General features: G+C 54.9%; 17 protein-coding genes. 10 read left to right on the top strand and 7 right to left on the bottom strand.

Translation table 11 applies throughout. The annotated features are described in order from the left end of the window. Window positions 1-99 precede the first annotated feature (99 nt). From G8764_RS03870 to G8764_RS03855, 4 genes are all read right to left on the bottom strand, one after another. Window positions 100-696, bottom strand: coding sequence for a pentapeptide repeat-containing protein (locus tag G8764_RS03870; RefSeq protein ID WP_166162020.1), 597 nt, complete (start codon window positions 694-696; stop codon window positions 100-102). A 106-nt stretch (window positions 697-802) separates the two neighbouring features. Next, window positions 803-2,335 carry a coniferyl aldehyde dehydrogenase gene (locus G8764_RS03865; protein WP_243748543.1) on the bottom strand — a complete coding sequence of 511 codons (1,533 nt, stop codon included), beginning with the start codon at window positions 2,333-2,335 and terminating at the stop codon, window positions 803-805. A gap of 10 nt (window positions 2,336-2,345) precedes the next feature. Further along, window positions 2,346-4,478: an oxidoreductase gene (locus G8764_RS03860; RefSeq protein ID WP_166162018.1), complete on the bottom strand. Its 2,133-nt coding sequence runs from the start codon at window positions 4,476-4,478 to the stop codon at window positions 2,346-2,348. Next, window positions 4,468-4,965: a hypothetical protein gene (locus tag G8764_RS03855; RefSeq protein ID WP_166162016.1), complete on the bottom strand. Its 498-nt coding sequence runs from the start codon at window positions 4,963-4,965 to the stop codon at window positions 4,468-4,470. The genes G8764_RS03860 and G8764_RS03855 overlap by 11 nt, the downstream gene beginning before the upstream one ends. A gap of 112 nt (window positions 4,966-5,077) precedes the next feature. On the opposite strand from G8764_RS03855, the gene G8764_RS03850 reads away from it, so the two are divergent. From G8764_RS03850 to G8764_RS03840, 3 genes are all read left to right on the top strand, one after another. Beyond that, complete coding sequence (locus tag G8764_RS03850) at window positions 5,078-6,196, top strand: AraC family transcriptional regulator ligand-binding domain-containing protein (RefSeq protein WP_166162014.1); 1,119 nt, start codon at window positions 5,078-5,080, stop codon at window positions 6,194-6,196. 568 nt (window positions 6,197-6,764) lie between these two features. Further along, complete coding sequence (locus G8764_RS03845; protein ID WP_166162012.1) at window positions 6,765-7,235, top strand: nuclear transport factor 2 family protein; 471 nt, start codon at window positions 6,765-6,767, stop codon at window positions 7,233-7,235. A 128-nt stretch (window positions 7,236-7,363) separates the two neighbouring features. Then, a complete protein-coding gene (locus tag G8764_RS03840; protein ID WP_166162010.1) occupies window positions 7,364-10,009 on the top strand; it encodes a TonB-dependent receptor in 2,646 nt (881 codons plus the stop codon). A 139-nt stretch (window positions 10,010-10,148) separates the two neighbouring features. Here the strand turns inward: G8764_RS03840 and G8764_RS03835 are convergent, their stop codons facing one another. The 3 genes from G8764_RS03835 to G8764_RS22700 all read right to left on the bottom strand — a co-directional run bounded on the left by G8764_RS03835 (window position 10,149) and on the right by G8764_RS22700 (window position 14,844). Next, window positions 10,149-13,313, bottom strand: coding sequence for an efflux RND transporter permease subunit (locus G8764_RS03835; protein WP_166162008.1), 3,165 nt, complete (start codon window positions 13,311-13,313; stop codon window positions 10,149-10,151). After that, window positions 13,310-14,518 carry an efflux RND transporter periplasmic adaptor subunit gene (locus G8764_RS03830; RefSeq protein ID WP_166162006.1) on the bottom strand — a complete coding sequence of 403 codons (1,209 nt, stop codon included), beginning with the start codon at window positions 14,516-14,518 and terminating at the stop codon, window positions 13,310-13,312. The genes G8764_RS03835 and G8764_RS03830 overlap by 4 nt, the downstream gene beginning before the upstream one ends. A gap of 197 nt (window positions 14,519-14,715) precedes the next feature. Then, window positions 14,716-14,844 (bottom strand): hypothetical protein, encoded by a 129-nt coding sequence (locus G8764_RS22700; protein ID WP_279538395.1) that lies wholly within the window; start codon window positions 14,842-14,844, stop codon window positions 14,716-14,718. On the opposite strand from G8764_RS22700, the gene paaF reads away from it, so the two are divergent. From paaF to paaA, 7 genes are all read left to right on the top strand, one after another. Next, the gene (gene paaF / locus G8764_RS03825; RefSeq protein WP_243748542.1) at window positions 14,832-15,782 is read left to right on the top strand and encodes a 2,3-dehydroadipyl-CoA hydratase PaaF; all 951 of its coding nucleotides are present in this window, start codon (window positions 14,832-14,834) and stop codon (window positions 15,780-15,782) included. The two genes, G8764_RS22700 and paaF, sit on opposite strands and share 13 nt — an antisense overlap. A gap of 125 nt (window positions 15,783-15,907) precedes the next feature. Beyond that, window positions 15,908-17,437: a 3-hydroxyacyl-CoA dehydrogenase PaaH gene (gene paaH, locus G8764_RS03820; protein WP_166163025.1), complete on the top strand. Its 1,530-nt coding sequence runs from the start codon at window positions 15,908-15,910 to the stop codon at window positions 17,435-17,437. A 624-nt stretch (window positions 17,438-18,061) separates the two neighbouring features. Then, window positions 18,062-20,284 (top strand): TonB-dependent receptor, encoded by a 2,223-nt coding sequence (locus tag G8764_RS03815; RefSeq protein WP_166162004.1) that lies wholly within the window; start codon window positions 18,062-18,064, stop codon window positions 20,282-20,284. Window positions 20,285-20,462: 178 nt separating this feature from the next. Next, complete coding sequence (locus tag G8764_RS03810) at window positions 20,463-22,883, top strand: penicillin acylase family protein (RefSeq protein ID WP_166162002.1); 2,421 nt, start codon at window positions 20,463-20,465, stop codon at window positions 22,881-22,883. A 214-nt stretch (window positions 22,884-23,097) separates the two neighbouring features. Then, window positions 23,098-23,550 (top strand): PaaI family thioesterase, encoded by a 453-nt coding sequence (locus G8764_RS03805; RefSeq protein WP_166162000.1) that lies wholly within the window; start codon window positions 23,098-23,100, stop codon window positions 23,548-23,550. A 29-nt stretch (window positions 23,551-23,579) separates the two neighbouring features. Beyond that, window positions 23,580-24,149, top strand: a complete 570-nt coding sequence (locus tag G8764_RS03800; RefSeq protein WP_166161998.1) for a hypothetical protein — start codon at window positions 23,580-23,582, stop codon at window positions 24,147-24,149. A gap of 304 nt (window positions 24,150-24,453) precedes the next feature. Further along, a complete protein-coding gene (gene paaA / locus G8764_RS03795) occupies window positions 24,454-25,398 on the top strand; it encodes a 1,2-phenylacetyl-CoA epoxidase subunit PaaA (RefSeq protein ID WP_243748541.1) in 945 nt (314 codons plus the stop codon). Window positions 25,399-25,414: the final 16 nt, after the last annotated feature.

The following is a 25,414-nucleotide window of genomic DNA, read 5'->3' as shown; positions in this document are numbered from 1 at the left end:
AAGGGGGCCGCCAGCAGGTGATCAGGCAATCGTGACCGGGATAATAGCGGCGACGGCTATTTCCGGTCCCGTAAGAGTCAGGGTTTTAATCCGGGCTGATTAATCAACCAACTCTATCTCCAGGCTGTCAAGCAGTCTGACAGCTTCAAAACGGCTGAATTTTGCCCGTTCAATGCGGTTGTTAAATATATCGATATCGTAGTTGATGGCTTCGGTGAAATCCGCCGCTGTCAGATTGGTTTTGCCGAAGGAGCTGCCGGTAAAGTCAGTATGATTAAAATTGGCATCGCTAAAGTCACCTGTGCGGAAATCAACCTGGTGTGCTTTGCACTCTTCCAGAATAAGCTCCTGCAAGGTTAACCCGTAAAACGAGCAGTCATTGATAATGGATTTGTAGAATTTAATGGGGGAGTGACTGACCCAACTTGACCAGCTTGCATCGGTCCAGTTGACTCCGATTAACTTCGACTCATAAAAGCTGACATCGGCAAACTTGCTGTAGCCAATTTTGATATTGCTCAAGTTGCATTTGTTAAATTCGCAATCGATAAATTTACATTTATTAAAGATGCTGTCGCTGAAGTTGCAGCTATCAAAGCTGCACCCGTCAAATTCTTTAGCGCTTAGTTCAATTCCGGAAAAATCTTCGCCCTCAAATTTCTCCGACAAAAACTCGGCTTTTTCTTCCAGTTTCAAACGATTCTCCAAATTCAATCTTTTCTGATTGCCACTGAAACCAAGCGTCGTTCAGCTGCTACTATGGCAGGTCTGGCTGCAGGGGTTTGCTTGCAAGGCTCCAAGGCTATTTTTTCAGTACTCGCTGCAGGGTTTTCTCCACTTTGCTGCCAAACGGCGGCAGGGTGCCAAACAGTTTGGGGATATTCACCCGTCCCTGGTTTAACACCGCTTTGGCGTGGCTGCAGGTGCGAAAGCCATCGCGACCGTGCAGTTGGCCCATGCCACTGTTGCCAATGCCACCAAAAGGCAGGTCGTCGCAGGCGTAGTGGACACCAATGTCGTTAACGCTCATGCCGCCGGCAATGGTGGTCGCGATCAGCGTTTCCTGCTCGGCCTGGTTGTCACCAAAGTAGTACAGCGCCAGCGGCCGAGGTCGGCGATTGATGTCATTGATACAATCCTGCAGTTCATTATAAGGCTTGAGGCAGAGCAGGGGGCCGAAAATCTCCTGTTGCATCACCTGCAGATTATCGGCGGGGTCGATCAGCAGGTGCAGGGGCATTTTTCGCTGCGGATTTTGCCGCCAGGGTTGCTGCAGGGGGTCGAGGTTGACCAGCTCGACGCCCTGTTGCTCCGCCTCTTCCACATAAGCCGTCAGCCGTTCAAAGTTTTTCTGGTTGATGATCGAGACGTAATCGCTGTTGTCCAGGCAGCCATTGAAAAAGCGGGCGAAGGCCGCTTTACTGAGGGTAATAAACTCCTCCATCCGGGCCTGGGGCACAAAGCAGTAATCCGGGCTGATACAGAGTTGCCCGGAATTAATGATCTTGCCGCCGATGATTTTTTCTACGACTTCCTCCAGATTGGCGCTGGCGGATACAACGACCGGCGATTTACCACCCAATTCCAGGGTGACGGGGGTCAGGTTAGCGGCTGCCGCCTGCAGGATGTGGCGACCAACCTGGCTGGAACCGGTAAAGATCAAGTGATCCAGTGGCAGGGCGCTGAACGCGGCCGCGACATTGGCAGCACCGGTGACCACATGGATTTCATTTTGGTCGAAGTAGCGTGAGAATAAATCCGCCAACAGCTGCGAAGTGGCGGGGGTAAACTCAGAGGCTTTGAGCATAACCCGATTACCGGCGCCGAGGGCATCGATCAGCGGGCTGAAGAGAACGTTAATGGGCACGTTCCAGGGGCTCATAATGCCGATCACGCCCTTGGGCTGGTAGTGAACCATGGCCCGGGCACCAAACATGTTCATGGGGAAGGGCGCGCTGCGTTTTTCCGCCTGCATCCACTTGCGCAAATGCTTGCGCGCAAATTTCAGGCTCTGCAGGGTTGTCATCAGGTCCGCCATTTGGGTTACTACAGGCGCGCGGCAGCCGAAATCGGTCTCCACCGCGGTACACAGGGCCTGCTGGTTGTCCAGCAGCAGGTCTGTGCAGCGCTTGAGGCGATCGAGGCGAACTTCCAGGGTCACTACACCCTCTGCCGCAAAGGCGCTGCGCATCTGCTGCAATTGGCGGCCCAACTCGGCGTGAATGCCCTGCTCAGTGTGAAGGTCCTGCTCAGAGTGAAGGTCCTGGTCGAGGGCACTGGCGGCTGGCGCTATTGTATCCGGAGGCGTTTCTCCAGCGGGCATCTTGGCGTTCATAATTCTCGATTCAAATAGTGGATGCGATGGCTCGGGCGTCGTGAATGGCGCCATCGATGTAGCCAACTCGTTTGCAGTCGCCAACGGCCACTGCCTGCAGGCCACCGGCTTGCAGTTGGTCGGCCAGCGAGGTGTCGGCGCTGGCGCCCAGCGCGATGATCACTTGCTGGCCCTGGGCTTGATAGTCCTTGCCGTCCAGTTGGTAGGTCACGTGCTGGCTCTCAATGGCGCGGATATCGGCATTGGTGACCAGTTCAACACCGTGCTCTTTCAGCAGGTGTACCACCCGGGAACGACGTACAATACTCAATTCCGGTCCCAGGTTGGCGGTCGGTTCCAGCACCACAATCTTGCGACCACGAGCCACCAGGAATTCGGCCATCTCCAGTCCCACCAGGCCGCCGCCAATAATGACCACTTGTTTGCGGATGGGCATCCAGAAGTGACTCAGGGTTCGCATCAGGCCGATGTGACGCAGCAGTTGCAGATTGCGTCCGGCGGCCAGCATCAAGCGCTGGTAGAGCGGCAGCTTTCGCGCCGCTGCGGCATCCGTGCCAAACAGCAGGCCGCGCATCTGGTCGCCATCAAACACATGCTTGAGGTGCTTGCCGGGAATCTCCGGGGCCTTGCGCGCGGCGCCGGTGGCGACAATGACGTGATCCGGGCGCTCGGCACGCAGGGCTTCCAGGGTGGCCAGCTTGCCCAATTGGATGTCCACCGCCAGGCGGCGCAGGCTATCGGCCAAGTAGCGAATCAGGCGGCCGTTGGGTTCGTACGCCAGGGCGGCGATGCGGGCGGTGCCGCCCAGGTCGCGCTCCTTCTCCCACAAGCTGACCCGGTGGCCGCGCTCGGCCAATACTTTGGCTGCCTCCATCCCTCCGGGACCGCTGCCGACAACGATAATGCGCTTGCTTTCATTGGAGGAAGCAATCAAATGCTCGCGGTGTTCGTTGCCAAGATTGGGATTGACGGCACACATCAGCGGTTGATTGATAAAAATCTGGCTAACGCAGATGTAGCAGTAGATGCAGGGGCGAATCTGTTCTGGTTGGTCTGCCATTACCTTGCTCGGCAGGGTGGGGTCGGCCAGCAGCTTGCGACCCATGGCAACGAAGTCGAAATGACCCGTGGCCAGGCCTTTCTCGGCCACGTCCAGTTCCACCCGGCCAACGGCGATGATCGGAATCGACAAGGCGGCTTTGGCCATTTTGGCAAATTCCAGGAAGCCGCCGGGCTGGTGAACCAGCGGCGCTTCGGTAAAGGCGATGCCTTTGGCGGTATTGCCATAGGCGCTGACGTCTATGGCGTCGGCGCCGGCCTCCTCTGCCAGCTTGGCGGTTTGCACGAAGTCGGCCGGGGTAATACCACCTTCGATCCGGTACTCCTTGGCATCCAGGCGCACCAGAATCGGCATGTCGGCGCCTACTTCGGCGCGCACTGCGCGGATGATTTCAGTGAGCAAGCGCGCGCGATTCGGCAGCGAACCGCCGTACTGGTCTTCGCGCTTGTTAACGGCTGGGGAGAGGAAGCTGGAGATGATGTAACCGTGGCCAGCGTGGATCTCCAGTGCGTCAAAGCCGGCCTGTTTGGCCCGCCGTGCCGCCGCGGCAAATTGCTGGATCAGAGCCAGAATGTCCGCCTGGTCCATAACGTGATAACTGGGGCCCTTGCCGTCCGGGCCGGCTGCCTTGATGAAATTGCCGAGCTCCTTGGGGGTAAGCAGGCTCAGCATATCGCTGGTACCCTTCTGTAGCAGGGAGGGGACCCAGAGCGGTCGGCCGGCGACCGTATCTTCCTGCGAGACCTTGCCGCTGTGATTGAGCTGGGCGGCTATCCTGGCGCCGTGTTTATGCACCCGATCGGCCAGTTGGGTGAGGCCGGGAATAAAGCGGTCCTCGGAAAAGCCGACCATATGGGGCATGGAGCAAGCGGCCGGCCAGACAATCGACGAGGTTTCCAGCACGATCAGGCCGACGCCGCCGCGGGCCTGGTTTTCGTAGTAGGCCTGGATCCGCTCGCCGCAGGTGCCATCTTTTTCGGCGAAATTGGAGCCCATGGCAGCCAACACAAAGCGATTGCGCAATTCCAGTTTGCCAATCCGGGCGCGGGACTTGAGCAGCGGAAAGTGGTTGTTATTGCTCATTGGTACGTACTCCCACCATGATCATCGGTCCGGCTAGCAGAAACGCCATCAAGCCGGCCCAGAAAGCTTTAAAAATACTGTAATGCAGCGGGTCTACCTGCTCAATGCCAAACAGCTTGAACGCCAGCAGGGTGACAGTGGCCATCAGCAATATACCCACTGCGCCGAACAGTGTGGCTGACCAGAACAGGGAGCGAGGGAAGCGTGCCACCAGGCGTTCGAGCCACAAATTGTAGTTGGGTAATAGCGCCGGGATCTTGTTGCTGGCGCGTTTTTTGCGCGATAGCGGTATTACAATCAGGGCCACGATAAAAGGCAGGAGAAAGGCCGTAGCCAGTATGTCTACGCCAAAGCTGTGTTTGCCCCACCAGTCCAGGGCTGGCACATCCTTAAGCAGCCACCAGGCGATGACGCCATTAAAAAAGGCATTGGTTAATCCATTTAGGCTAATTTCTTTTTTGATATGCTGGGCTAATTCGGGTGTCATAGTCATGGCTTTGTCGCATAATAAGTAAACAAAGCTATGTTAACCATCGGCCATAATCGTTACACGACATCTTAATTCTAATTAGTTGGCTTTTCAGTTCGCAGATGACAGGGTGCTGGGACGCCGAGGCCTGCAGGAGACCGTTGCCGCCATGCACGATATTTTGATCACCGTGAAAAAATTCCACAATTTGCTGGATTACAGCGCACGGATCGGGATTGATGCGCGAACACTGGTGGCTGAAACGGGTCTTAACTACGACAAGGTCATGGCCGCGGCAGCGGAAAAAACCGTATCCGCCCGCTACTATTCAAGCTTGTATCGGTTGGTGGTAGGTGAACTGGAAAAGTTGGACCCCGCCATCCCCTGGGCGGGGGGTATAGGTACAGATGCGTTTGAGTTGATGTGCCACGCGCTCATTACTTGCAATACTCTCGGCGAGGCGCTGGCCAGAGCCCAGCGCTTTGAAGCCATGCTCAGTCCCATGAGCGGCCGTACTTTTCGAGTGGACGCCGTGGGCGATCACGCCGTGCTGCACTACGACGTCGACACCGCCAGGATTAATCCCATCTTCGTGCCGCAGAGCTGGAGCCGTGCCACCACCTTCGACACGGTGGCCAAAGCCTCGGGCCTATTGTTGTGGCACGCATTCTGTGGCTGGCTGATCGGCCGCTCTATAGATGCAACCAGTTTGTCGATTGCGGGGCCGACAATCGGTGATGACTACCACAGGAGTTTAGCCGGCGTGGTGGATTGCCCGGTTGAGTTCAATGCCGAGCAGAATCAGCTGGTGCTGCCGGCAGAGACCCTGGGTTTCAGGCTCGTGCACACGCCGGAATCACTGCAGCAGTTTCTCGATGACGCGGTCTATCAATTGATTGCCATTGAGAAAAAGCCGGCCAGTACCAGTGCTGCCATCAAGTCCTTGGTGGGTATCGACTTCAAAAACGGCATTCCCACTTTCTCCGAGCTGGCCCAGCGCCTGCATATGTCGGAATCCAGTTTGCGTCGCCGCCTGCTCAAGGAAAAGACCAGCTATCAAATTTTGAAGGACGAAATACGCTGTGCTACGGCAATTGAATACCTGCGCGGCGGCGATATCAAAATAACTGACCTGTCCGACTTGTTGGGTTACGCCGAACCCAGCTCCTTTGTTCGGTCGTTTCGCAACTGGACCGGCATGACCCCGAAAGCATACAGTGACAACCTCAAGACTGTTACTTCTGGCTAAAGGTTGGTTGTCTACTGTTCCAGCATAGAAGTAGTGCCGGTTAGATTGCAAACTTTACTCAAATCATAGTTAGTGCCCCTCCAGAAGTTCATTGTTTTTCATCCCCGGTTCATGTTTTCTCATCCTCGGGTCATTTTTTTCTCACACCGAGGCCTTTTTTTGTCATCCCGAGGCTTTTTTTCACACCGAGGCCTTTTTTTGTCATCCCGAGGCTTTTTTTTTACACCGAGGCCTTTTTTTGTCATCCCGAGGCTTTTTTTGTCACACCGAGGCCTTTTTTTTGTCATCCCCGCGCAGGCGGGGATCCACAGCCCTGTGCCAAGCGGCGCAGGGCGCTGGTCGCAGACGCTTTAAGCCAAACGAACTAACTGGTCAGCTTGCCGCATCCAGGGTGCTGTGATGCAATGATCCCACACTGTTTATTAGGGCTGTTTTTACCCGTTGTCGGTATAGATTGCGTTGACGCTTTAGGACCATATGACTGACCTGTTACGTGCTACTCGGAACCGCTGCAACTGGCTATTCTCTCAGTATGTTGTCAGCAAACTGCACGCGATAAAATCAGACTATGAATGGTTACCGGCAAATTGAAAACCTGATCTACCGATACGCTGAGAGTATCGATTTGGGTGATTTTGAATCCCTGGCGGAACTGTTCAGAGAAGGCGAGATTAACTGGATGGCGGATCTATGGCGCAAGCGCGGCTACCAGGAAGTGCTGGAGATGACCACGGCGGCGATACGTATCTACGAGGACACCGGAACGCCCTGCACCAAAAATATAGTCAGTAACATGATCATCGAAATCGATGAAGACAGAAATACGGCAGCAGCAAGATCGTATTTTATGGTGTACCAGGAACGCGCTGATTGGCCAGTGGAGGTTATTGTTTCAGGCCGTTACCACGATACCTTTGTATGCCGCAATCAACGTTGGCAATTCCGTGAGAGAACAGTACTGACGGACTTCTATGGAGATATGTCCAGACACTTGCTGATCTCCCTGGAGCCGGAAGGTATCAATGAGAAACAGCCGTAGATAGCGGCGCGATAGCAGGGCCAGGTAATTACGGTAATAAATTATAAAGGCGCGGCGTTATTTAACCGTGCCAGGCAACAGTGATCCAGGTAACAGTAATAATTAAGTGATAATTAAGGAGAGGTGAAATGAATACCAAATCAACCAAACAAGGCGTGCTCTGCAGAACGGTGTTATTTGGCAGTATTGTTGCGGCCAATTTTGCCACAGTCAATACCGCCAGCGCCGCGGTGCTTGAAGAAATTATAGTCACCGCGCAAAAACGCGCGGAAAGCCTGCAGGAAACGCCGCTGTCGATCAGTGCGATGACCTCCAGTGACATAGAGAATAAAGGCGTTGCTGAGCTGACCGATCTGTTCGCGTCGACACCGGGTGTCAGTGGTTACGAGGCGCCATCATCGCGCGGTAACATCAGTATATCCATGCGTGGCATCAGTGCCGGTAATGCTAATAGCGTTTCCGTGGACCCCGCTAACGCCATATACATTGATGGCATCTTTTTGGGCAAGTCATCGGGTAACGGCGTCGATGCCATGGATCTGGAGCGGATAGAGGTGCTCAAAGGGCCACAGGGTACACTCTATGGGCGCAACTCAACCGGCGGTGCCATCAACTTTATTACCAAAAAGCCGCAGGAAGAGCTGGGGGCAAAGGTCAAGGTGTCGGCGGGCGATTACGGCTATAGAGCGGCGAATGCTCGAGTCGACGTTCCGCTGTCTGACGATTTGGGAATTTCCCTGTCTGGCTACAAGCGCGAACGCGATCACCTGTATGACAATAGCCGTGCCGGCGGCGATGGATTCGAAAATATCGACCGCTCTGGTGGTCGCTTTTCACTGGCCTGGCGCCCCACGGATGCGGTCACAGTAGACTACTCTTATTCCCGTGATGAGCTGGATGAAAATGGGCAGGGGCTGGATGTGGTGGGCTTCAACCCAATGGGTGCGGGTGTGCTGGCGGCGCCCGGTTTTCCGAACAACGTTTCGGTGTTGAGTCGCGATAGAATTAATGCCGTTGCCGCAACCAAGGCTGGTCTGGGTTTTCTGCCCCAGGTGGCGGAAGTACAACAGCTGGATGCATGGATGACGGATTATTTGGCCTACGCCAATGATCAGTTGAGCAGCACCTCCAAGCGTCCGTCGAAATTTTCCAATGATATGGACCAGACTTCCTCTAACGAGGTGAATGGTCACTCTCTTAGCGTGGCCTGGCAGGTGGATGACCTGGGTGTGTTTGGCGATGTAGAGTTTAAATCCATCACCGGTGTGCGCGAAGTGGAAAACTTCAATCAGGGTGATATCGATGGCATGGACAACTCGGTTAATGGCGGTGTGATTCACGAATTGCCGCTGCTCACTATTGGTGGCTTGTTTTTTGATTCCATCAGTCCTAATGTGCCAGCAGCCAATGAATTTGCGGTCGGGCAAGCGTTGGTAAACGCTATCCTTGCCCGTGGTGATGCACCAGTATTCAGTAATTTTGCGCACATCGATCACCAGCAATTCTCCCAGGAGTTGCAAATGGTGGGCGCTACCGATTCCCTGGAGTACGCAATCGGTGTGTATTATTACGATGATGAGTCGGAGTTTCGCAACAATCGTACCGCGTCCTTTCCGCTCGCTTCCAGCGCGACTTCGTCCCACGATCTGACCACTGAAGCAAGCTCAGTATTTGCCCAGGCCACCTGGACACCCGCCGATTACAGCGATTGGTCGTTTACCGGTGGTTTACGTTACACCCACGAGAAGAAAACCATCGATTACCTGTGGCGCAGCTCTTCGAATCCATTTGGCTTCTTTGGTGGGCCAGTTGCGGACAACTATGTGGTCGACGAATTGGCCGAAACGCAAGCGGAAGTAGCGGGTGTGTTTGGCAAGAGTTTTGAAGAAAACTTCTACAATTTGTCCGGCAAGTTCACCGTGCAATACATTATCAATGACGATATGAATGTGTTCGCAACCTATTCAACCGGTTATCGCAGTGGTGGTTTCAACGGTGACTTCTATGACTCTGTCAATGACAACGCCGATGCCTTCAATGAGGAAACCATTGAAAGTTACGAGATCGGCTTAAAGTCGGATCTGCTCGACGGACGTGCGCGTTTCAATGCCAGTGTTTACACCTATGAATACACCGACCTGCAGGTGTCGACCTTGTTGCCGCAATCCAATGGCAGTGTAACCAGTGCTATCACCAATGCCGGTGTTGCTGAGCGCTATGGCGTGGAAGCCTCGCTGGAAGTGGCGGCTACGGACGCATTGATCTTAACTCTGTCCTACAACTATATCCACGGTGATTACGAAGAATACCCGGATAGCGTTGGGTCAACGCTGGACGGTGGTCAGGTGTTAGAGATGAGCAATATCGCACAGCGTGGTATGTCGCCGTCTAATCAACTGATGGCGGGTGTGGACTGGACTATTCTGGATAAAGGCGACAGCAGCTTGCACTTGTCGTTGAACGGCAGCTGGAGCACCGAAACAGTGCCGATTACTGCGAGTGTGGGTAACTATGACACCAATGGTAATAGGCTGCCTGATACGCCGGTGGTTTTTGAGCAGGCCACAGTTGACGAGCGCACTATTGTTAACGGTCGACTAGCCTGGAACCTTGACACAGATAGTGGCAATTTTACTCTAGCCCTGTGGGGCAAGAATATGCTCGATGATGAGCATCGCAACTTTGGTTTCAACTACGGTGATGCCCTGGGTCTCAACCTGGTGCAATACGGCGAGCCGAGAACCTGGGGTGTGGATCTTATCTGGGAAATGTAGAGGTAGACGCTTTAGGTATTAACGGGGCTACTCAGGTAGCCCTTTTTTTGTTTGAATTTTGAGTACGACACTATGGAAGATCAGCCGGATTTGTCCCGACGCCTGCAGCAATTGGACACCGGATGCCCCTGTCTTGCACCTAACCCTGACTGGGTGACTGGCTTTCCGGTACTGCAGACCCGGTGCCCTGGCGTCGCGAGTCAGTCGTTGTGGCAGCAATGGGGTCGCGCGCTATCATAGCGAAGAACGCCGGAATCAGCAGGGTACCCAGTGTCGTCACCAGCAACATGCCGCCAAACACGACGGTTCCCAGGGAAATACGAGCGCCGGCACCGGCGCCGCTGGCAAACACCAGTGGCAGTATCCCGAGTATAAAGGAGAACGCGGTCATAATAATCGCGCGAAAGCGCAATTGGGCCGCTTCCCTGGCTGCCTCGAGTATCGACATACCATCCAGTTCCAGTTTTTCTTTGGCGAACTCGACTATGAGAATCGCCTGTTTGGTGGCGAGCCCGGTCAGCATGATCAGGCCAATCTGCACGTACAGGTCGAGCGACAGGTTGCGCAACAGCACGGCACCAAGAGCACCCACTACTGCCACAGGTACTATCAGGATAACGGCGATGGGAAAGCTCCAGCTTTCATACAGGGCGACCAATACCAGGAACACAAACACCAGCGACAGCAACAGGGTGGGCCAGATCGGTGCTGTCTGTTTTTCCTGCAGCGAACTGCCCGTCCACTCGAAACCCATATTGTCCGGCAGGGTGGCGGCGGTCAGTGCCTCCAGCGCCGCCATGGCTGTGCCGGTGCTTGCCCCGGGGTTGGCGGAACCGCTGATGCTGGCCGAGCGAAACATGTTGTGCCTGGTCAATGACTCGGGACCCAGGGTGGGTTCGGTGCGCAACAATGCCGCCAGGGGGATCATGTCGCCGTTGCTGCTGCGCACACTGAAGCGACCGATATCCGCCGGGTTGTCGCGAAATTGGGACTCTGCCTGCAGCATCACTTTGTAGGTGTGGCCATACATATTGAAATCATTGACCACCATGGATCCCAGGTTGGTCTGCAGGGCACTGAACACACTGGCCAGGGATACACCCAGCGCCTGCACCTGGTCGCGGTCGATAGCCAGGTGAATCTGCGGTACTTCGGCGGAAAAAGACGTAAATGCGCGGGCAATAGCCGGCTGCTGATTGGCGGCGTAGGTGAAGCCTCGGGTCACCCGCGCCAGGTCCGCCGGAGTACCGTTACCGCGGTCCTGCAGCGCCAGTTCGAAGCCCCCCATGGAACCTACCCCGGCGATAGGCGGCGGGGCAAAGGCGACGATGGTGGCGCCGGGTATGCTGCCGAGTTCACTCCAGATTCGTCCGGCAATGGCCGCAGCGCTGGTTGCCGGGCTACTGCGCTGACCCCAGGGTTTTAGCCGCACGACAGCGAAACCACCGTTGGAGCGGCTGCCGGCGAGGAGGGAATAACCGCGCACGGCGATAACCTTGTCAACCCCCGGTATTTTGCGCAAGAGCTGCTCCGCTTCGCTCATTAAGGTATCGGTGCGCGATAACGATGCGCCATCCGGTAACTGAAAATTGACGAATACTACCCCCTGATCTTCCTCCGGCAGAAAACCCGTTGGGGTTGAGGTATACAAGCCCAGAGTGGCGATGCCGACCAGGAGCAGCAGCGCAGTGGATATGCCCAGGCGTCTGGTCAGCCCGCTGGCGGCTGCGACATAGTGGGTGGTCAAACGGTCAAAGCCGCGATTGAAGCGGCTGAACGCGGAACCCGGTGATCTTGCCGGCCGGGACCTCAGTAATGTGGCACACAACGCCGGGCTCAATGTTAAAGCCACCAGCGAGGAGATGGTGACAGCAACGGCGATGGTCAGCGCGAATTGTTGATAGAGGCGGCCGGCAATCCCCCCGGCAAACGCAATCGGCACAAACACCGCGAGCAGTACCAGGGTAGTGGCAATGATCGGGTTGGTCACTTCCGACATTGCGCGCCGGGTCGCCAGCAGCGGCGACTCGCCGTTGTTCATATGGCGCTGCACGTTTTCAATAACCACAATGGCATCATCGACAACCAGGCCGATGGCCAGCACCAACCCGAACAGGCTGATGGTGTTGATGCTAAAGCCGACCAGGTTGAACACCGCGAAGGTGCCAATTAACGATACCGGAATCGCCAGCGCGGGTATAAGCGTGGCGCGCCAGTCCTGCAGAAATAGATAGACAACCGCGACCACCAGGATTACTGCGATAAACAGGGTTTCTACCAGTTCCTGCAAGGAAACCCGGATAAACTCGCTGCTGTCATGGACTTTAATGGCGCTTATCCCTTGCGGAAATTGCTCCGCCAGGCGCTGTACTTCCCGCTCCACTGCGGTGGCAACCTGCAGCGCGTTGGAACCCGGTAATTGATATACCGCAAACATGGCCGCCGGCTGTCCATTGAGTCGCGCCGTGGAGTCGTAGGACCTGGCCCCCAGCTCGACTCGTGCCACTTCCCCGAGACGCAAAATGGACGCGTCGTGGTCGGCGCGGACAATAATACGCTCAAACTCCGCCGGTTGTGACAGGCGCCCCTGGGTGGTGAGGGTGTATTGAAACTGGGTTGCGCTGTCGCCGGGTGGTTGCCCGACTCGACCTGCGGCCGCTTGCAGGTTTTGGTCCTTGATGGCGCTGCTAACGTCGTCAACCGTGAGGCCGAGATTGGCGAGATGATCGGGGTCGAGCCAGATACGCATACCGTATTCCCCGGCACCGAACGCGCCTACACCGCCCACACCCGGTACCCGGGCCAGGTTGTTGAGAATATTGATGCTGGCGTAATTGGCCAGAAACAATTCGTCGAAGTCTTCGTTGTCTGACGTCAATCCGTAGACCACCAGCATGCTGGTGGATTTCTTGCTGACGGTTATACCCTGGCGGACTACTTCCTGGGGCAGGCCGGAGGTTGCCAGAGACACCCGGTTTTGGACATTGACGGCGGCGATATCCGGGTCGACCCCGAGCTCAAAGGTCACGGTTAATGAGTAGCTGCCGTTATTACTACTGGTGGACGACATGTAACTCATGCCCTCGACGCCGTTCACCTGGGCTTCGATAACGGTGGCGATGGTCGCTTCCACCGTCTCGGCGTTAGCCCCGGGATAGGAGGTCGAGACCTGGATTTGGGGCGGGGTAATATCGGGGTATTGTTCAATCGGCAGTGAGCGCAGGGAGATCAATCCCGCCAGTACAATCAGGATCGACACCACGTAAGCGAAACGTGGCCGGTCGATGGAGAAATGACTGATCATGGCTGGCTCCCACCGGGCTGTTTGTTATCACTCTCTGCGGCAGGGATGGCATCGCTGATCATTGTCGCTGGCTTCCCCAGGGCTGAGGTATTTCTGGCGGGGTTAACGGTTATGCCCGGCCTGACCTTCTCCAGCCCCTGATAGACAATCCATTCTCCGCTCTCCAGGCCCTGGTTGACGATCCACTCCGTGCCAAACCTGTTGCCCAGTTCAACGTGGCGCTGCTCCACCCGATTATCCGCTGTTACCACCAGCACAAAGTAGCCCTGCATGTCCTGCTGGACTGCAGCCTGGGGAATCAACAGTCGACTCTGGCTGCGGCGCAACTGCAGCAGCGCGGTGACAAATTGCCCCGGGATCAGCAGGCCTTCCCCATTGGCAAAGCGGGCGCGAATGGTAACCGTCCCGGTTCTCGGGTTGACTTCGTTATCGACAAAAAATATTTCGCCCGTGTGCGTATATTCCTCGCCATTGGAAAGGCGCAGCCGGGGAATGACCTTGTCAACGATCACCGGTTCCTCATTTATGGAGAGCATCTCCGCTTTAAAGTTGGTCAATAATCGTTCGCTGATTGACCAGGACACTTCAATGGGGTTTGACTGCACAATGGTCGCCAGGCTGTCGCCGTTGGCGCTAACCAGGTTGCCCACATCGATGGTGCTGGCGCCGATACGACCACTGATGGGAGCGGTGATACGGGTGTGATCCAGGTCAAGCTTGGCCAGCTTCCACTGTGCCTCCATCTGTTGCAAGTTTGCCTCAGCAACCGCGGCTTCGCTGATGGCGGCGTCGAGGTCGACGGCAGCGACAGCACCCGCGCGCATGCCTTTAAGTCGGGCGAGGTACAAGTCGGCTTTTTTCTGCGCAGCTTTGGCGTGGGCAACCGCGGCGGCGGCCACAGCCAGGTCAGCCTCGAACTGGGCCGGGTCGATTTCAAGGAGCAGGTCACCCTGATTGACAAATGATCCCTCGGCGAACGCCCGGGACTTGAGAATACCGGTAACCTGGGCGCGAATCTCGACGCGGGCTGTCGCCTCAGTGCGAGCAACATCTTCCGCGACCTCATTGATGTCACGCCGCTGGACTTCGACAACCATAACCGCGGGTGGGGCGATATCCGCAGCGGATTGTGGCGGCGTTGCGTCGCTACAGCCGGAGAAAATTGCCACAGCGCCCAGGCACAGTACGAGGTTAAAATATTTCATGGGAATATCCAGCGTCGTGAAGGGGGTTAGTATAACCAATACAAATTGGAATTGGTTGCTATTGTGCTGCATATAGAGGGGTTTTAATTATTAAATATTTGGATTGGCAGTTGCGCAAGGTGGGCATTCGCCAGGCACGAACAAGCAGAAAGATTAAACAGGCAGATAGCATATCCACGAGTGATTAGTTTGTATTTTCAGTCCTCACTGCAGGCCGTACGAAATCCATTTTGAAATGGTGCCGGTGCCGGTGGCAGGTCGATGTCGGCGCCATCCATCACCACGGAGCTGATGCCAACCAGCGAGGCCGGGCATGACAAAGTCAATATTGCACTTGGCTATAACGTCACTCCTGATAATAACTTTTGAATCATGGTGTAAGCTGACAGCCAAAATAATGATACATACATTATCTATATATGTAGAAATGTGTATCTGTTTGAAGTATTATGCCTACCCTTCTGGAGATTATGCTGAAGCCAAAATGAATAACCTCAAATATCTATTGCTGGATCATCCCGCCAGTGGTGTCGCGTTGATCACGATCAACCGCCCGAAAGTGTTAAATGCCCTGTCGACCGCCGTCCTGGAAGAGCTGGTGTCTGTGCTCGAGGATTTCGGGGCCCGTAAGGATGTCCGCGCCGTAGTGATCACCGGTGGTGCCGAGGTTTTTGCCGCCGGGGCCGACTTAAAGGCGATGAGTGAAGCGGATATGTTGGGCATTCTGTATGAGCCGCGCCCGCAGCTGTGGCAGCGAATCAGTGATTTCCGAAAGCCGCTTATCGCGGCGGTCAATGGCTATGCGCTCGGGGCCGGCTGTGAACTGGTTATGCACGCCGATATCGTTGTCGCCGGCGAGACCGCAAAATTTGGCCAGCCGGAAATAAATATGGGCATTATCCCTGGCGCAGGCGGTACCCAGCGGTTGATTCGCGCAGTGGGGAAATCACTGGCCATGAAAATGGTGCTGGCGGGAGAGTTTATATCCGCCGCAGAAGCCCTGGCGGCGGGCCTTGTTTCAGACGTAACCCTACCCGAGGCCAGTATCGAACGCGCTCTTGAAATCGCCGGCAAGATTGCCGCAAAGCCGCCAATTGCCGTAGAACAGGCCAAGGATGTGCTCCTCAATGCGTTCGAGACGTCACTGGAAGCAGGGCTAAAATATGAGCGCAAGGCGTTTGTCATGCTGGCCGGTACCGAGGACAGAAACGAAGGCATTAACGCTTTTCTGGAAAAGAGAAAACCGAATTTCAAGGGCGCATAGAATAACAATTCTGGATAACAGCTCAGGGCAAAAGCTCAGGATAACCGGAAAGGTGTAACTGCGTTTATGGAAAAGCGCCCGCCAGTATTTCCAGTATTTAAAGGTGAATGAGGGTTGTGAATAACATGGTTAGCTTAACAGCAGACAAAATAATCGGCGTCATTGGTGCTGGCACCATGGGTGCAGGTATTGCCCAGGTCGCTGCCGCGGCCGGTCACAGAGTGAAGTTATTCGACACCGCGCCAGGTGCTGCGACCAGTGGCATCGACAATATTCGCACGGGGCTGGCGCGACAGGTGGCGCGGGGCAAGATGAGTGACGCTGAGGCCGCCGCACTGGTCGCTCGGATCGAGCCTCATGAAGCTATGGAAGCGTTGGCTGACGCGTCCTTTATTATCGAAGCCATTGTGGAAAGCCTTGAGATCAAGCAAAAGGTCTTTGCGGGGCTGGAAGACATCTGTAGTGACGATGTGATACTGGCTACCAATACCTCTTCTATATCGGTAACAGCGATTGGTGCCGGCTTGAAGCGGCCGTGGAATTTGGTGGGCATGCATTTTTTTAATCCGGCACCGGTTATGAAGCTGGTCGAGGTCATCAGCGGCGTTGCCACTGACCCGAAGATTGCTGCATGCGTTTACGAAACAGCGTTGGCCTGGGGCAAGAATCCCGTGCACGCAAAATCGACACCCGGCTTTATCGTCAACCGCGTCGCGCGGCCATTTTATACGGAAGCCATGCGAGTGTTTCAGGAGGGCGGAGCGGATATCCCCACCATAGATGCCATTGCCAGGGAGAGTGGTGGTTTTCGCATGGGCCCCTTCGAACTGATGGATCTTATTGGCAACGACGTCAATTATGCCGTGTCCGAGTCGGTGTTTAACGCTTTTTACCAGGATCCCCGCTTCAAGCCTGCAGTGGTGCAACTGGAGTACGTAAATGCCGGGTTTCTGGGGCGCAAAAGTGGCCGTGGTTTCTATGACTATAGCGAGCAAGCCGTTGCTGCAGTCCCCTCGAATGCAGATTCAGGGTTCAAGCCTGGCCGTATCAGCATTTACGGTGAGTTGGGTGTTTGCGAGCCCCTGCGTAACCAGTTTGCCAATGCCGGTATTGAGATAGACGCCAAACCGACCTCAGGTGATAGCTGTATCGAAATAGAAGGTGTGATGGTGCGACTAACGGACGGTCGAACGGCGACTCAAGTCAGTGCCCAGAGTGACAACCCCAATGTAGTTCTGTTTGACCTGGCGCTGGATTATAGCAATGCGCAACGAATTGCGATCTGTGCTTCTGACCAGGCTGACGCTGCGTCACTGGATAAGGCGATTGGCTTGTTCAAGGCCATCGGCAAGCAGGTCTCGGTGATTGACGATATACCCGGTATGGTCGTAATGCGGACATTGTGCGCGCTGGCGAATGAAGGGGCAGATGCGGTCAACCAGCAAGTGTGCAATGCCGAGGCGGTGGATACGGCCATGCGCGATGGGGTGAACTACCCCCAGGGGCCTTTGGCCTGGGCTGATCATATTGGTCTTGTTTATATAGAACAGGTTTTAAAGAACCTGTTGTACACCTATGGTGAAGATCGTTACCGCGTCTCGCCGTTATTGCAACGTAAGGTTTATGGCGGTGGCAGGTTTATCGATGGGGCTTGACCCGTAGAGGCTTGTCGAAACAACCGTTTCTGCCGTGTTTGAACACGGCGCGGCGTCGCGGGCATCAACATGACATGACGCCTGGAAAATAAAGTCAAGGCACGGATTGTGCCGCTACTGGTGGGCTTTCCGTGCTGCCGAGCCATTGGAGTTGATTCATTTATCAGCTGCCATAGTGCGCCACATCAAGGAAGCGGATAGTGAACTCTGCGACTCGATCGAGTGGCACTTTGAGTGCTAACCTTTGATTCCTCACGTTTGATTCCTAACCTTTAAGTGCATACCTTTGAATGCGCGCCAGGCTGTTCAGCCTGGTATCAAGTTACAACTATAATTTTAAGAATAATTTTCAGATAGGCGCCGTAAAGAATCTCATTTTTTTATCCCCCACAGGTGCCGGTTCCGCCTCCCTCAATTCAGTAAGTTCTTGAAATCTATGGGTTCCTGTCTGCACAGCAATGACCTTAAAACAAGCATGGGCAGGTTGCGGACAGGCGCCCGATAGAATAGGTTGGACATCTCTTAAAAAGTGTTACACAATAATGGTGTGCACTTAATTAATTGTGTCACGTTCTGACAAAACTGTTTGGCAGCTAAGACTAATAAAATAAATTGGAGACCAACATGCTCAAGCGATCGATTCTGAATCTGGCTATCTCCGGGATTGCAGCAGCGACAATTGCCGCGCCCACCATGGCGGCCATTGAGGAAATAATAGTAACCGCACAGCACCGTGAAGAGAATCTACAGGACGTCCCGGTTTCAGTAACAGCTATGGCGGGCGAAATGATGGAAGAGGCCGATATTCGCGGCGCAACAGAAGTAGCGCTGTATGCGCCTGGCATGTCCTACGCTGAGTTCGCGCCGGGACAGGCGCTGATATCACTGCGGGGAATTACATCGGCGGACGACGGGCCGGGAATGGATAACTCCGTGACGGCTTTTCTGGACGGGGTGTACATTGGCCGCCCCTCCAATATTAACTTTGATCTTTACGACCTGGAGCGCATTGAGATACTGCGAGGCCCCCAGGGAACCCTGTTTGGCCGCAATGCCATCGGTGGTGCGATCAACATTGTTACCTCCAAGCCCACCGAAGACCTGACCGTTAAGGGTACGGTTTCGGTTGGAAATGAGGGTCACATGAAGTACGAGGGGCTGGTGAGTGGCGCCTTGGCGGAAAACCTGCTGGGCAAAGTCTCCTTTAGCCACAATGAGCACGATGGCTATGTACGAAACGTGGCGCTGAACAAGGACCAGGCTGATGCGAATAAGGATTCGGGGCGTGTTCAGCTGCTCTGGCATGCATCCAACAACACTGAGGTAATATTCTCCGCAGATTTCATGGACGAGGAATCTGAGGATATGGGGCGTACACCCTTCGCCGGCCCCCTGAATGCGCTGGCCGAAGCGCAAGGCTCCGGACGAGCCAATCCTCACAAGGTAGCCACCCCGATCGAAGGCGGGTCCAAAAGAGACGCCCAGGGCGCCAACCTGAGTGTCAATTTCGATTTGGGCAGCGGCACCCTGACTTCCATTACCGCCTGGCGCGAGTCGGAAACTGACTGGCAGATGGCCTCATCGGGAATCGCGGGTGTGTTTGGCGCGGATGCCGATCTGCTCGATGATATTCAGGAACAGACTGACCAGTTAAGCCAGGAGCTGCGCTGGACGTCACAGCTCGATGGGGATTTTAACTTCGTCGCGGGCCTCTATTATCTGCAGGAAGAGACCGACCGCTCGGAATCCTTTCGGGTTTTCTCTGCCGGCCCACCGCTGCTCGAAACTGCGCGATCTACGCACTTCGCAACCAACGAAACAGAGAGCTTTGCCGCCTATGGACAGGCCAGTTGGGCCCTGACCAACGAGCTGTCGCTGCATTTGGGCTTGCGCTTTACCCGTGATAAAAAGGATGTGACTGCATTGAATATCCGCTGTGCAGACGATCCGGCGACAATCACGGATCCGTTCGTCGCCGCGCAAAGTATGGCCATTTGTAATGGCGTCTCGGCCGGAACCTTCTTTATGGCAGAGAGCTTTTTCAGCACAGCCGATGAAAGCTGGGAGGATGTATCGCCCAAGGTTGCCGTGGATTACCGAGTCACTGATGATGTGATGATCTTCGGCAGCATCGCCAAGGGCTTCAAGAGCGGCGGCTTTCCCAATATCCCCCCGATTAAATTAGCCCATGCAGCGGTTGATCCGGAAGAGGTGATCAACTACGAAGTCGGTATGAAAGGCGACTTCTTTGACCATACCGTGCGGCTTAACCTCACCGCTTACTACATGGACTATACGGACCTGCAGGCGGTTCGCTTTGGTGTTATTCCGGGGTCGGGTAACCCCAACGAATTCTTCACCACAGTCAATCTGGGTGAAGCGGAGATCAAAGGGCTGGAAATGGAGGCGATTTGGGCGGTCACTGACAACCTGCAGCTGTCCGGTAACTACGCCTACCTCGATACGGAAACCAAGGATTTCAACCTTGGCAACGTCGACGCATCAGGTGGTGCGCTGCGCCAGGCGCCTGAGAATACCTTTACCGCTACTGTGAATTACGAGTATCCGATCGAATCGGGCAACTTGAAATTCCGTCTCGACTACGCCTACAGCGATGAACAGGTTGGTGACTATCTCAACGAGGACGTTGTAATAGAGGAGTTTGGGCTCTGGAACGGGCGGATCGCCTGGCAGTCCAGCGATGAGAAATGGCTGGTAGCATTGTGGGGCAAAAACCTGTCCGACGAGGAATACATCTCCCATGCCTATAACTTCGCCGGCTCCGCTGTTGGTGTATGGGGCGCGCCTGCCACCTACGGTGTGTCAGTAACCTGGCAGAACTACTAGCTGTTCAACTGAACGGATAAGCTCGATGGGTGCATTTTACATGCACCCTTTTTTTCCGTGCCTAACGTAAGGAGTACCGATCATGCATGCACGATCCCGGTGGCTGGTTGCCAGCTTAATGTGCCTCATTCTGGCCGGTTGCACTGTAAATTCACTACCCGGCAAAGGTGCAGGGGAAGTGACCATCAAGCGTGACAGTTACGGCGTACCCCATATCTATGCCGAAGATAATTTTGGCGTGTTTTACGGCTACGGCTACGCTGTGGCGCAGGACCGCTTGTTCCAGATGGAAATGACCAAACGGACGGTGACGGGTACAGCGGCCGAGGTATTGGGCGCAGACTTTGTCGAGGTCGATAAGCAGGTGCGCCAGGGCTTTGATCCTGATTCCATTCGTCGGCAGATGGCGGCGCTCAGTGAGGAGCATCGCGATGTGCTGGAGGGTTACGCTGCAGGTTATAACAGCTGGCTGGCGGAAGTGAACAAGCGTCCCGAGAAGCTGATGCCGAAAGAATTCCTGGATTACGGATTCATGCCTTCCAGGCTCACCGCCTATGAAGTGGCAATGATCTTTGCGGGCAGCATGGCCCACCGCTATGCGGATTTCAATGAGGAGCTCAATAACCTGGCCTTCTACCAGAATCTCCGCACCCGTTATACCGACGACGAAGCCTGGAAGATCGTCAATACGGTGCAGCCGCTCTACGATAGCGACTCACCGACTACGGTGCCCGATGACAGCAGCTTGCAATCTGGCAACAGGCAAAACCCCACCAATCCACCCTCCTATCTAACCGACCGGGACATTAACCCGCCGGTACGGCTTGCCATGGATGCCAGTGGCGGACACCTGGCTATCGCGAGTGACGAAGAGCGGAGTGCCTATCTGAACAAGCACTATGCGCTATCGGGTAATTCCGGCACGGCCGGATTTCCCACCACCAGCAATGTGTGGCTGGTGAATAAGCACAAGGCCCGGGATGCCAAGGCGGTGCTGGTAAACGGCCCGCAGTTTGGCTGGATCAACCCTTCCTATGTGTACGGCGTCGGCCTGCACGGTGCAGACTGGGACGTGGTGGGTAACACCATGTTGGCCTATCCCGCGGTGTTGTTTGCGCACAATAACTCTATCGGCTGGGGCAGCACCGCGGGATATGGCGACCAGGTCGATATCTTCGAGCTGCAACTGAATCCTGAAAACCCAGATCAATACCTGTACCAGGGCAGCTATCGGTTTTTTGAGCGGCGTGACGAACAAATTCCGGTCAAAGGGCAGCAGCCCACCAGTGTCACGTTTTATCGCAGTGTGCATGGGCCGGTGATTCTGCACGACAGTGCCAAGGGCGTTGCCTTTAGCAAGAAGCGCGCCTGGGAAGACCACGAACTGGAGACCATGATGGCGTGGGTGGACATGCCGAAGGCGAAAAACTTCTCCCAGTGGCGTAACTATGTTGCGCGTATTGCCATCAATATCAACTTTTACTATATCGATAGCGAGGGCAATATTGGCTACACCCACGGCGGCAAGTATCCGCTGCGCCACGCCCAGCACGACAGTCGGTTCCCGGCCAAGGGCGATGGCTCCATGGACTGGCAGGGCTGGCTGCCCTTCGAAAGCAATCCCTACGTCTACAACCCCGAGCAGGGTTATATCCAGAACTGGAATAATCGGCCGGCGCGGGGTTGGCGCGCTATCGATATGTGGTGGAAAAACTGGGGCAGGGTGGATCGCGCCGATACCATCATCGACGAGCTGGTAGCCCGACAAAGCCTGACAGCTGAGCAGGTATGGGACATCAACAGCCGCACCTCCTATGCCGATGTCAATGTCGCCTATTTGTTGCCCTACTTGACTGACGCCCTGGCCGGGGCAAAGCAGTCTGCGCTCACCAGCGCCGGGTTGGCTGAACTGCAGGGCTGGGACAAATACTGGTGGGATAAGGACGCCGATGGCTACTTCGACAGCGCCGGGCCGGCGATCATGGAGGCCTGGCTCAAGCGGTTGCTAGCCCGAGTATTTGCCGACGATATCGGCGATAAGTTCTTTTTCCGTTTCGCCTCGCCGGGCTATCCCACCGGCAGGATCACCGGAGCGGTGGGCGCATCGCCGGGAACCAAGGCTTTAGTGCGCATCCTGGATCAACACCGGAACGGGGAGATCAGCGGCTTCGATTTCTTTAACGGCCAGGACCCGGCCCAGCTATTGGTTGAAACCTTCACTGCTGCGCTGGCGCAACTGCAAACTGAGCACGGCACGGATATAGCGGCCTGGCGGGTCAAGCCGCATCCGCTTGTTTTTGGTGTTAACAACTTTCGTGGGGTGCGCCAGACCACGGTAGACAACGAAATGTCGTTACCGGTGGTGATGAATCGGGGTACGGAAAACAATCTCTTTATCGCCCGCGGCTCGCACATCGAGGGTTCCGATGTGGCTCCTCCGGGACAGAGCGGGTTTATTGCACCCGACGGCTCCAGAAGCCCGCACTACGCCGATCAGATGGAGCTCTATCAGCGCTTTGAACACAAGCCATTGCCCTTTAGCCGTGCTCAGGTCGAGCAGATGACGGAAGCTGCTGTCACTTTACGCTACGCAAGATAACCGTGGTGTACAAGGTAACCGTGACATACAAGGTGACCGTGACATACAGGGTAACCGTGGCATAGTGCCTGCCCAAGCCAGGCCAAACCAGGACAATAGGGCATTCTCACCGCCAGCGCTGTTGTTATTGTTCTAACCAGCGGGTCGCTTTGCGTTACCTAAACTGGCAACCGATTTCGGCAAACATATTCAGGCCCCTGTAAGGAGGCGCACAATGGCATACGATTTATTTCAACGCGAGTTACGCAAAGTTGTTGATGAGCAGGTGTTTCCGGTGGAATTTCGGGCGTCGCCCATCGCCGAATTACTCACCTCGACCATCGATGCGCTGGATATGGATGCGATGGAAGCGCGTCTGTCCTTTGTCACCGATGAACGTTTTCTCCACGGCGGCGGGGTAGTTCAAGGCGGTATCGTTGCGGGCATGCTGGATTTCACCATGGCCGTCTTACTGCTTGCCGACCTGGATGAAGGCTACTCCATTGGCACCACGAATCTTAATGTCGAATTCCTGCGTCCGGCACCGGCGGGAGTCTATGTCGGCACAGCCAGGGTTATTCGCAAGGGGCGCACCATTTCGTTTTCCCATGCGGACCTGCATGACGAGGCGGGCAAACACATAGCATCGGCCAGCGCGACCAATGTCATCATACCCATGAATAAATAAATTTTTAATTAGTTAAGGGCAACACCTTTATGCATGATTTTAACGTTATTCTTTTGGCGCTAACCAGCATCTATCTGGTCTGTGGTATTTTTATCGGGCTATCCATGAAAATGCTGCCACCAAAATTCGGCGGGCTGCTCCTTCTGCTTTGTGGCGCGCTCCCCCATTGTGTATGTTTAATATTGGCCATCCAGGCCGGTCATACTGTCTCAGCCTGTATTCTGGCCATATTCTCGGTTTTCTGGATCTATCTCGGTAGCGGCTACCTCTTCCTGAAACCGGATCCAAACGATACCGGGCTCCTTTCCGGCCTGGACAGAGGGCTGTTATTTCTTGAACCACCTATGGCGGTAATGATTTTTGTGTTCCAGCAGGACTACTGGGCCAAAAGCACTGTTCTCGCATGGCTGCTGGGTTCACTTGGAGTCACCGTTATTTACTTGTGGCTGACAAAATTTGTTGCCGCGCTTCACACCTCCAGTGAATACAGTAAAAGCAATCCGCCAGCCATTGTTCGGCAACTAAACAAGTTTGTCCCGGTTACCGTATTTCTCCTGAGTATCCATGTCATATATGCAATTAACGACCAGCTCCACTAGTTCGTATTTTTATAACATCCGGAATAAATGCTTATCTTGTATATAGCGATTTCGAATTAACGCAAGGATACTTTGCTGATGCCGAAGAAAACTCAGGGGTTATGTGCTCGGAGAGTGGTTTGATAACGAGGCTGGAGTCGGCACAGGGTTTACTTGTTCGGGCTTGGTGAACCCGTCACACTCGATTTAGCCAGGAGTGCGCTCAACCAAAACTGCCTATTTATGACACATAATAAAGCTTTACAAAGAGATATGTGTATCATAATATAGACCACGTAAACTGATGCAGCGGGGAATAATGGTCATGAGTATGGATCCTGAAAAAAACTTTATGCGCAAGATTGAGGCGGAAGAGAAGATCGAGCCCAAGGATTGGATGCCGGACGCTTACCGCAAGAACCTGATCCGCCAAATACAACAGCACGCCCATTCAGAAGTCATCGGCATGCAGCCCGAGGGCAACTGGATTACTCGGGCACCCTCTTTGCGCCGCAAGGCGGTGTTGTTGTCGAAGGTGCAGGACGAGGCCGGTCATGGTCTGTACTTGTACAGCTCGGCGGAGACCCTGGGTATTTCGCGGGCGGAGATGATCGAAGCGCTGCAAACCGGCGCGGCCAAGTACGCATCCATCTTTAACTACCCCACCCAGACCTGGGGTGATATCGGTGCGATCGGCTGGCTGGTCGACGGTGCCGCTATTGTTAATCAGGTCTCTCTGCAGCGGACCTCCTATGGCCCCTATGCCCGCGGCATGATCCGTATCTGCAAGGAGGAGAGCTTCCACCAGCGCCAGGGTTACGAGCTTATGATTGCGCTGGCCCACGGCAGTGCAGAGCAGAAAAAAATGGCGCAGGATTCGCTCAACCGTTTTTACTGGCCCGCGTTGATGATGTTCGGCCCCCACGACTCCGAGTCTGCACACTCCGCCAAATCGATGGAGTGGAAAATCAAGCGCGAGACCAATGATGACCTGCGCCAGAAATTTATCGACCAAACCGTACCCCAGATCGAGTACCTCGGGCTGGAACACCCGGACAAGGAACTCAAGTGGAACGAAGAGCGTGGTCATTACGATCACGGAGATCTTGACTGGGATGAATTCTACAATGTGATCAATGGCAACGGTCACTGCAATCGTCAGCGGATCGAACACCACGTCAAGGCCCATGAGGAAGGCGCATGGGTTCGCGATGCGATAACTGCTTATAACGAGAAGAAGAGCGCCAAAAAATCCCGGCATGCTGCATAAGGCAAGGCTGAACGAG

The organism is Pseudomaricurvus alcaniphilus (assembly GCF_011440395.1).
Classification (GTDB): domain Bacteria; phylum Pseudomonadota; class Gammaproteobacteria; order Pseudomonadales; family Cellvibrionaceae; genus Pseudomaricurvus; species Pseudomaricurvus alcaniphilus.
Note: the sequence above shows the minus strand (reverse complement) of the source record. Positions and strands in the feature narration are given on the sequence as shown.

Coding starts and splice junctions, on each gene's coding strand:
- G8764_RS03865 (WP_243748543.1), bottom strand. CDS start 2,335: ATGAACGCCAAGATGCCCGCTGGAGAAACGCCTCCGGATACAATAGCG.
- G8764_RS03860 (WP_166162018.1), bottom strand. CDS start 4,478: ATGAGCAATAACAACCACTTTCCGCTGCTCAAGTCCCGCGCCCGGATT.
- G8764_RS03855 (WP_166162016.1), bottom strand. CDS start 4,965: ATGACACCCGAATTAGCCCAGCATATCAAAAAAGAAATTAGCCTAAAT.
- G8764_RS03845 (WP_166162012.1), top strand. CDS start 6,765: ATGAATGGTTACCGGCAAATTGAAAACCTGATCTACCGATACGCTGAG.
- G8764_RS03840 (WP_166162010.1), top strand. CDS start 7,364: ATGAATACCAAATCAACCAAACAAGGCGTGCTCTGCAGAACGGTGTTA.
- G8764_RS03835 (WP_166162008.1), bottom strand. CDS start 13,313: ATGATCAGTCATTTCTCCATCGACCGGCCACGTTTCGCTTACGTGGTG.
- G8764_RS03830 (WP_166162006.1), bottom strand. CDS start 14,518: ATGAAATATTTTAACCTCGTACTGTGCCTGGGCGCTGTGGCAATTTTC.
- paaF (WP_243748542.1), top strand. CDS start 14,832: ATGACAAAGTCAATATTGCACTTGGCTATAACGTCACTCCTGATAATA.
- paaH (WP_166163025.1), top strand. CDS start 15,908: ATGGTTAGCTTAACAGCAGACAAAATAATCGGCGTCATTGGTGCTGGC.
- G8764_RS03815 (WP_166162004.1), top strand. CDS start 18,062: ATGCTCAAGCGATCGATTCTGAATCTGGCTATCTCCGGGATTGCAGCA.
- G8764_RS03805 (WP_166162000.1), top strand. CDS start 23,098: ATGGCATACGATTTATTTCAACGCGAGTTACGCAAAGTTGTTGATGAG.
- G8764_RS03800 (WP_166161998.1), top strand. CDS start 23,580: ATGCATGATTTTAACGTTATTCTTTTGGCGCTAACCAGCATCTATCTG.
- paaA (WP_243748541.1), top strand. CDS start 24,454: ATGAGTATGGATCCTGAAAAAAACTTTATGCGCAAGATTGAGGCGGAA.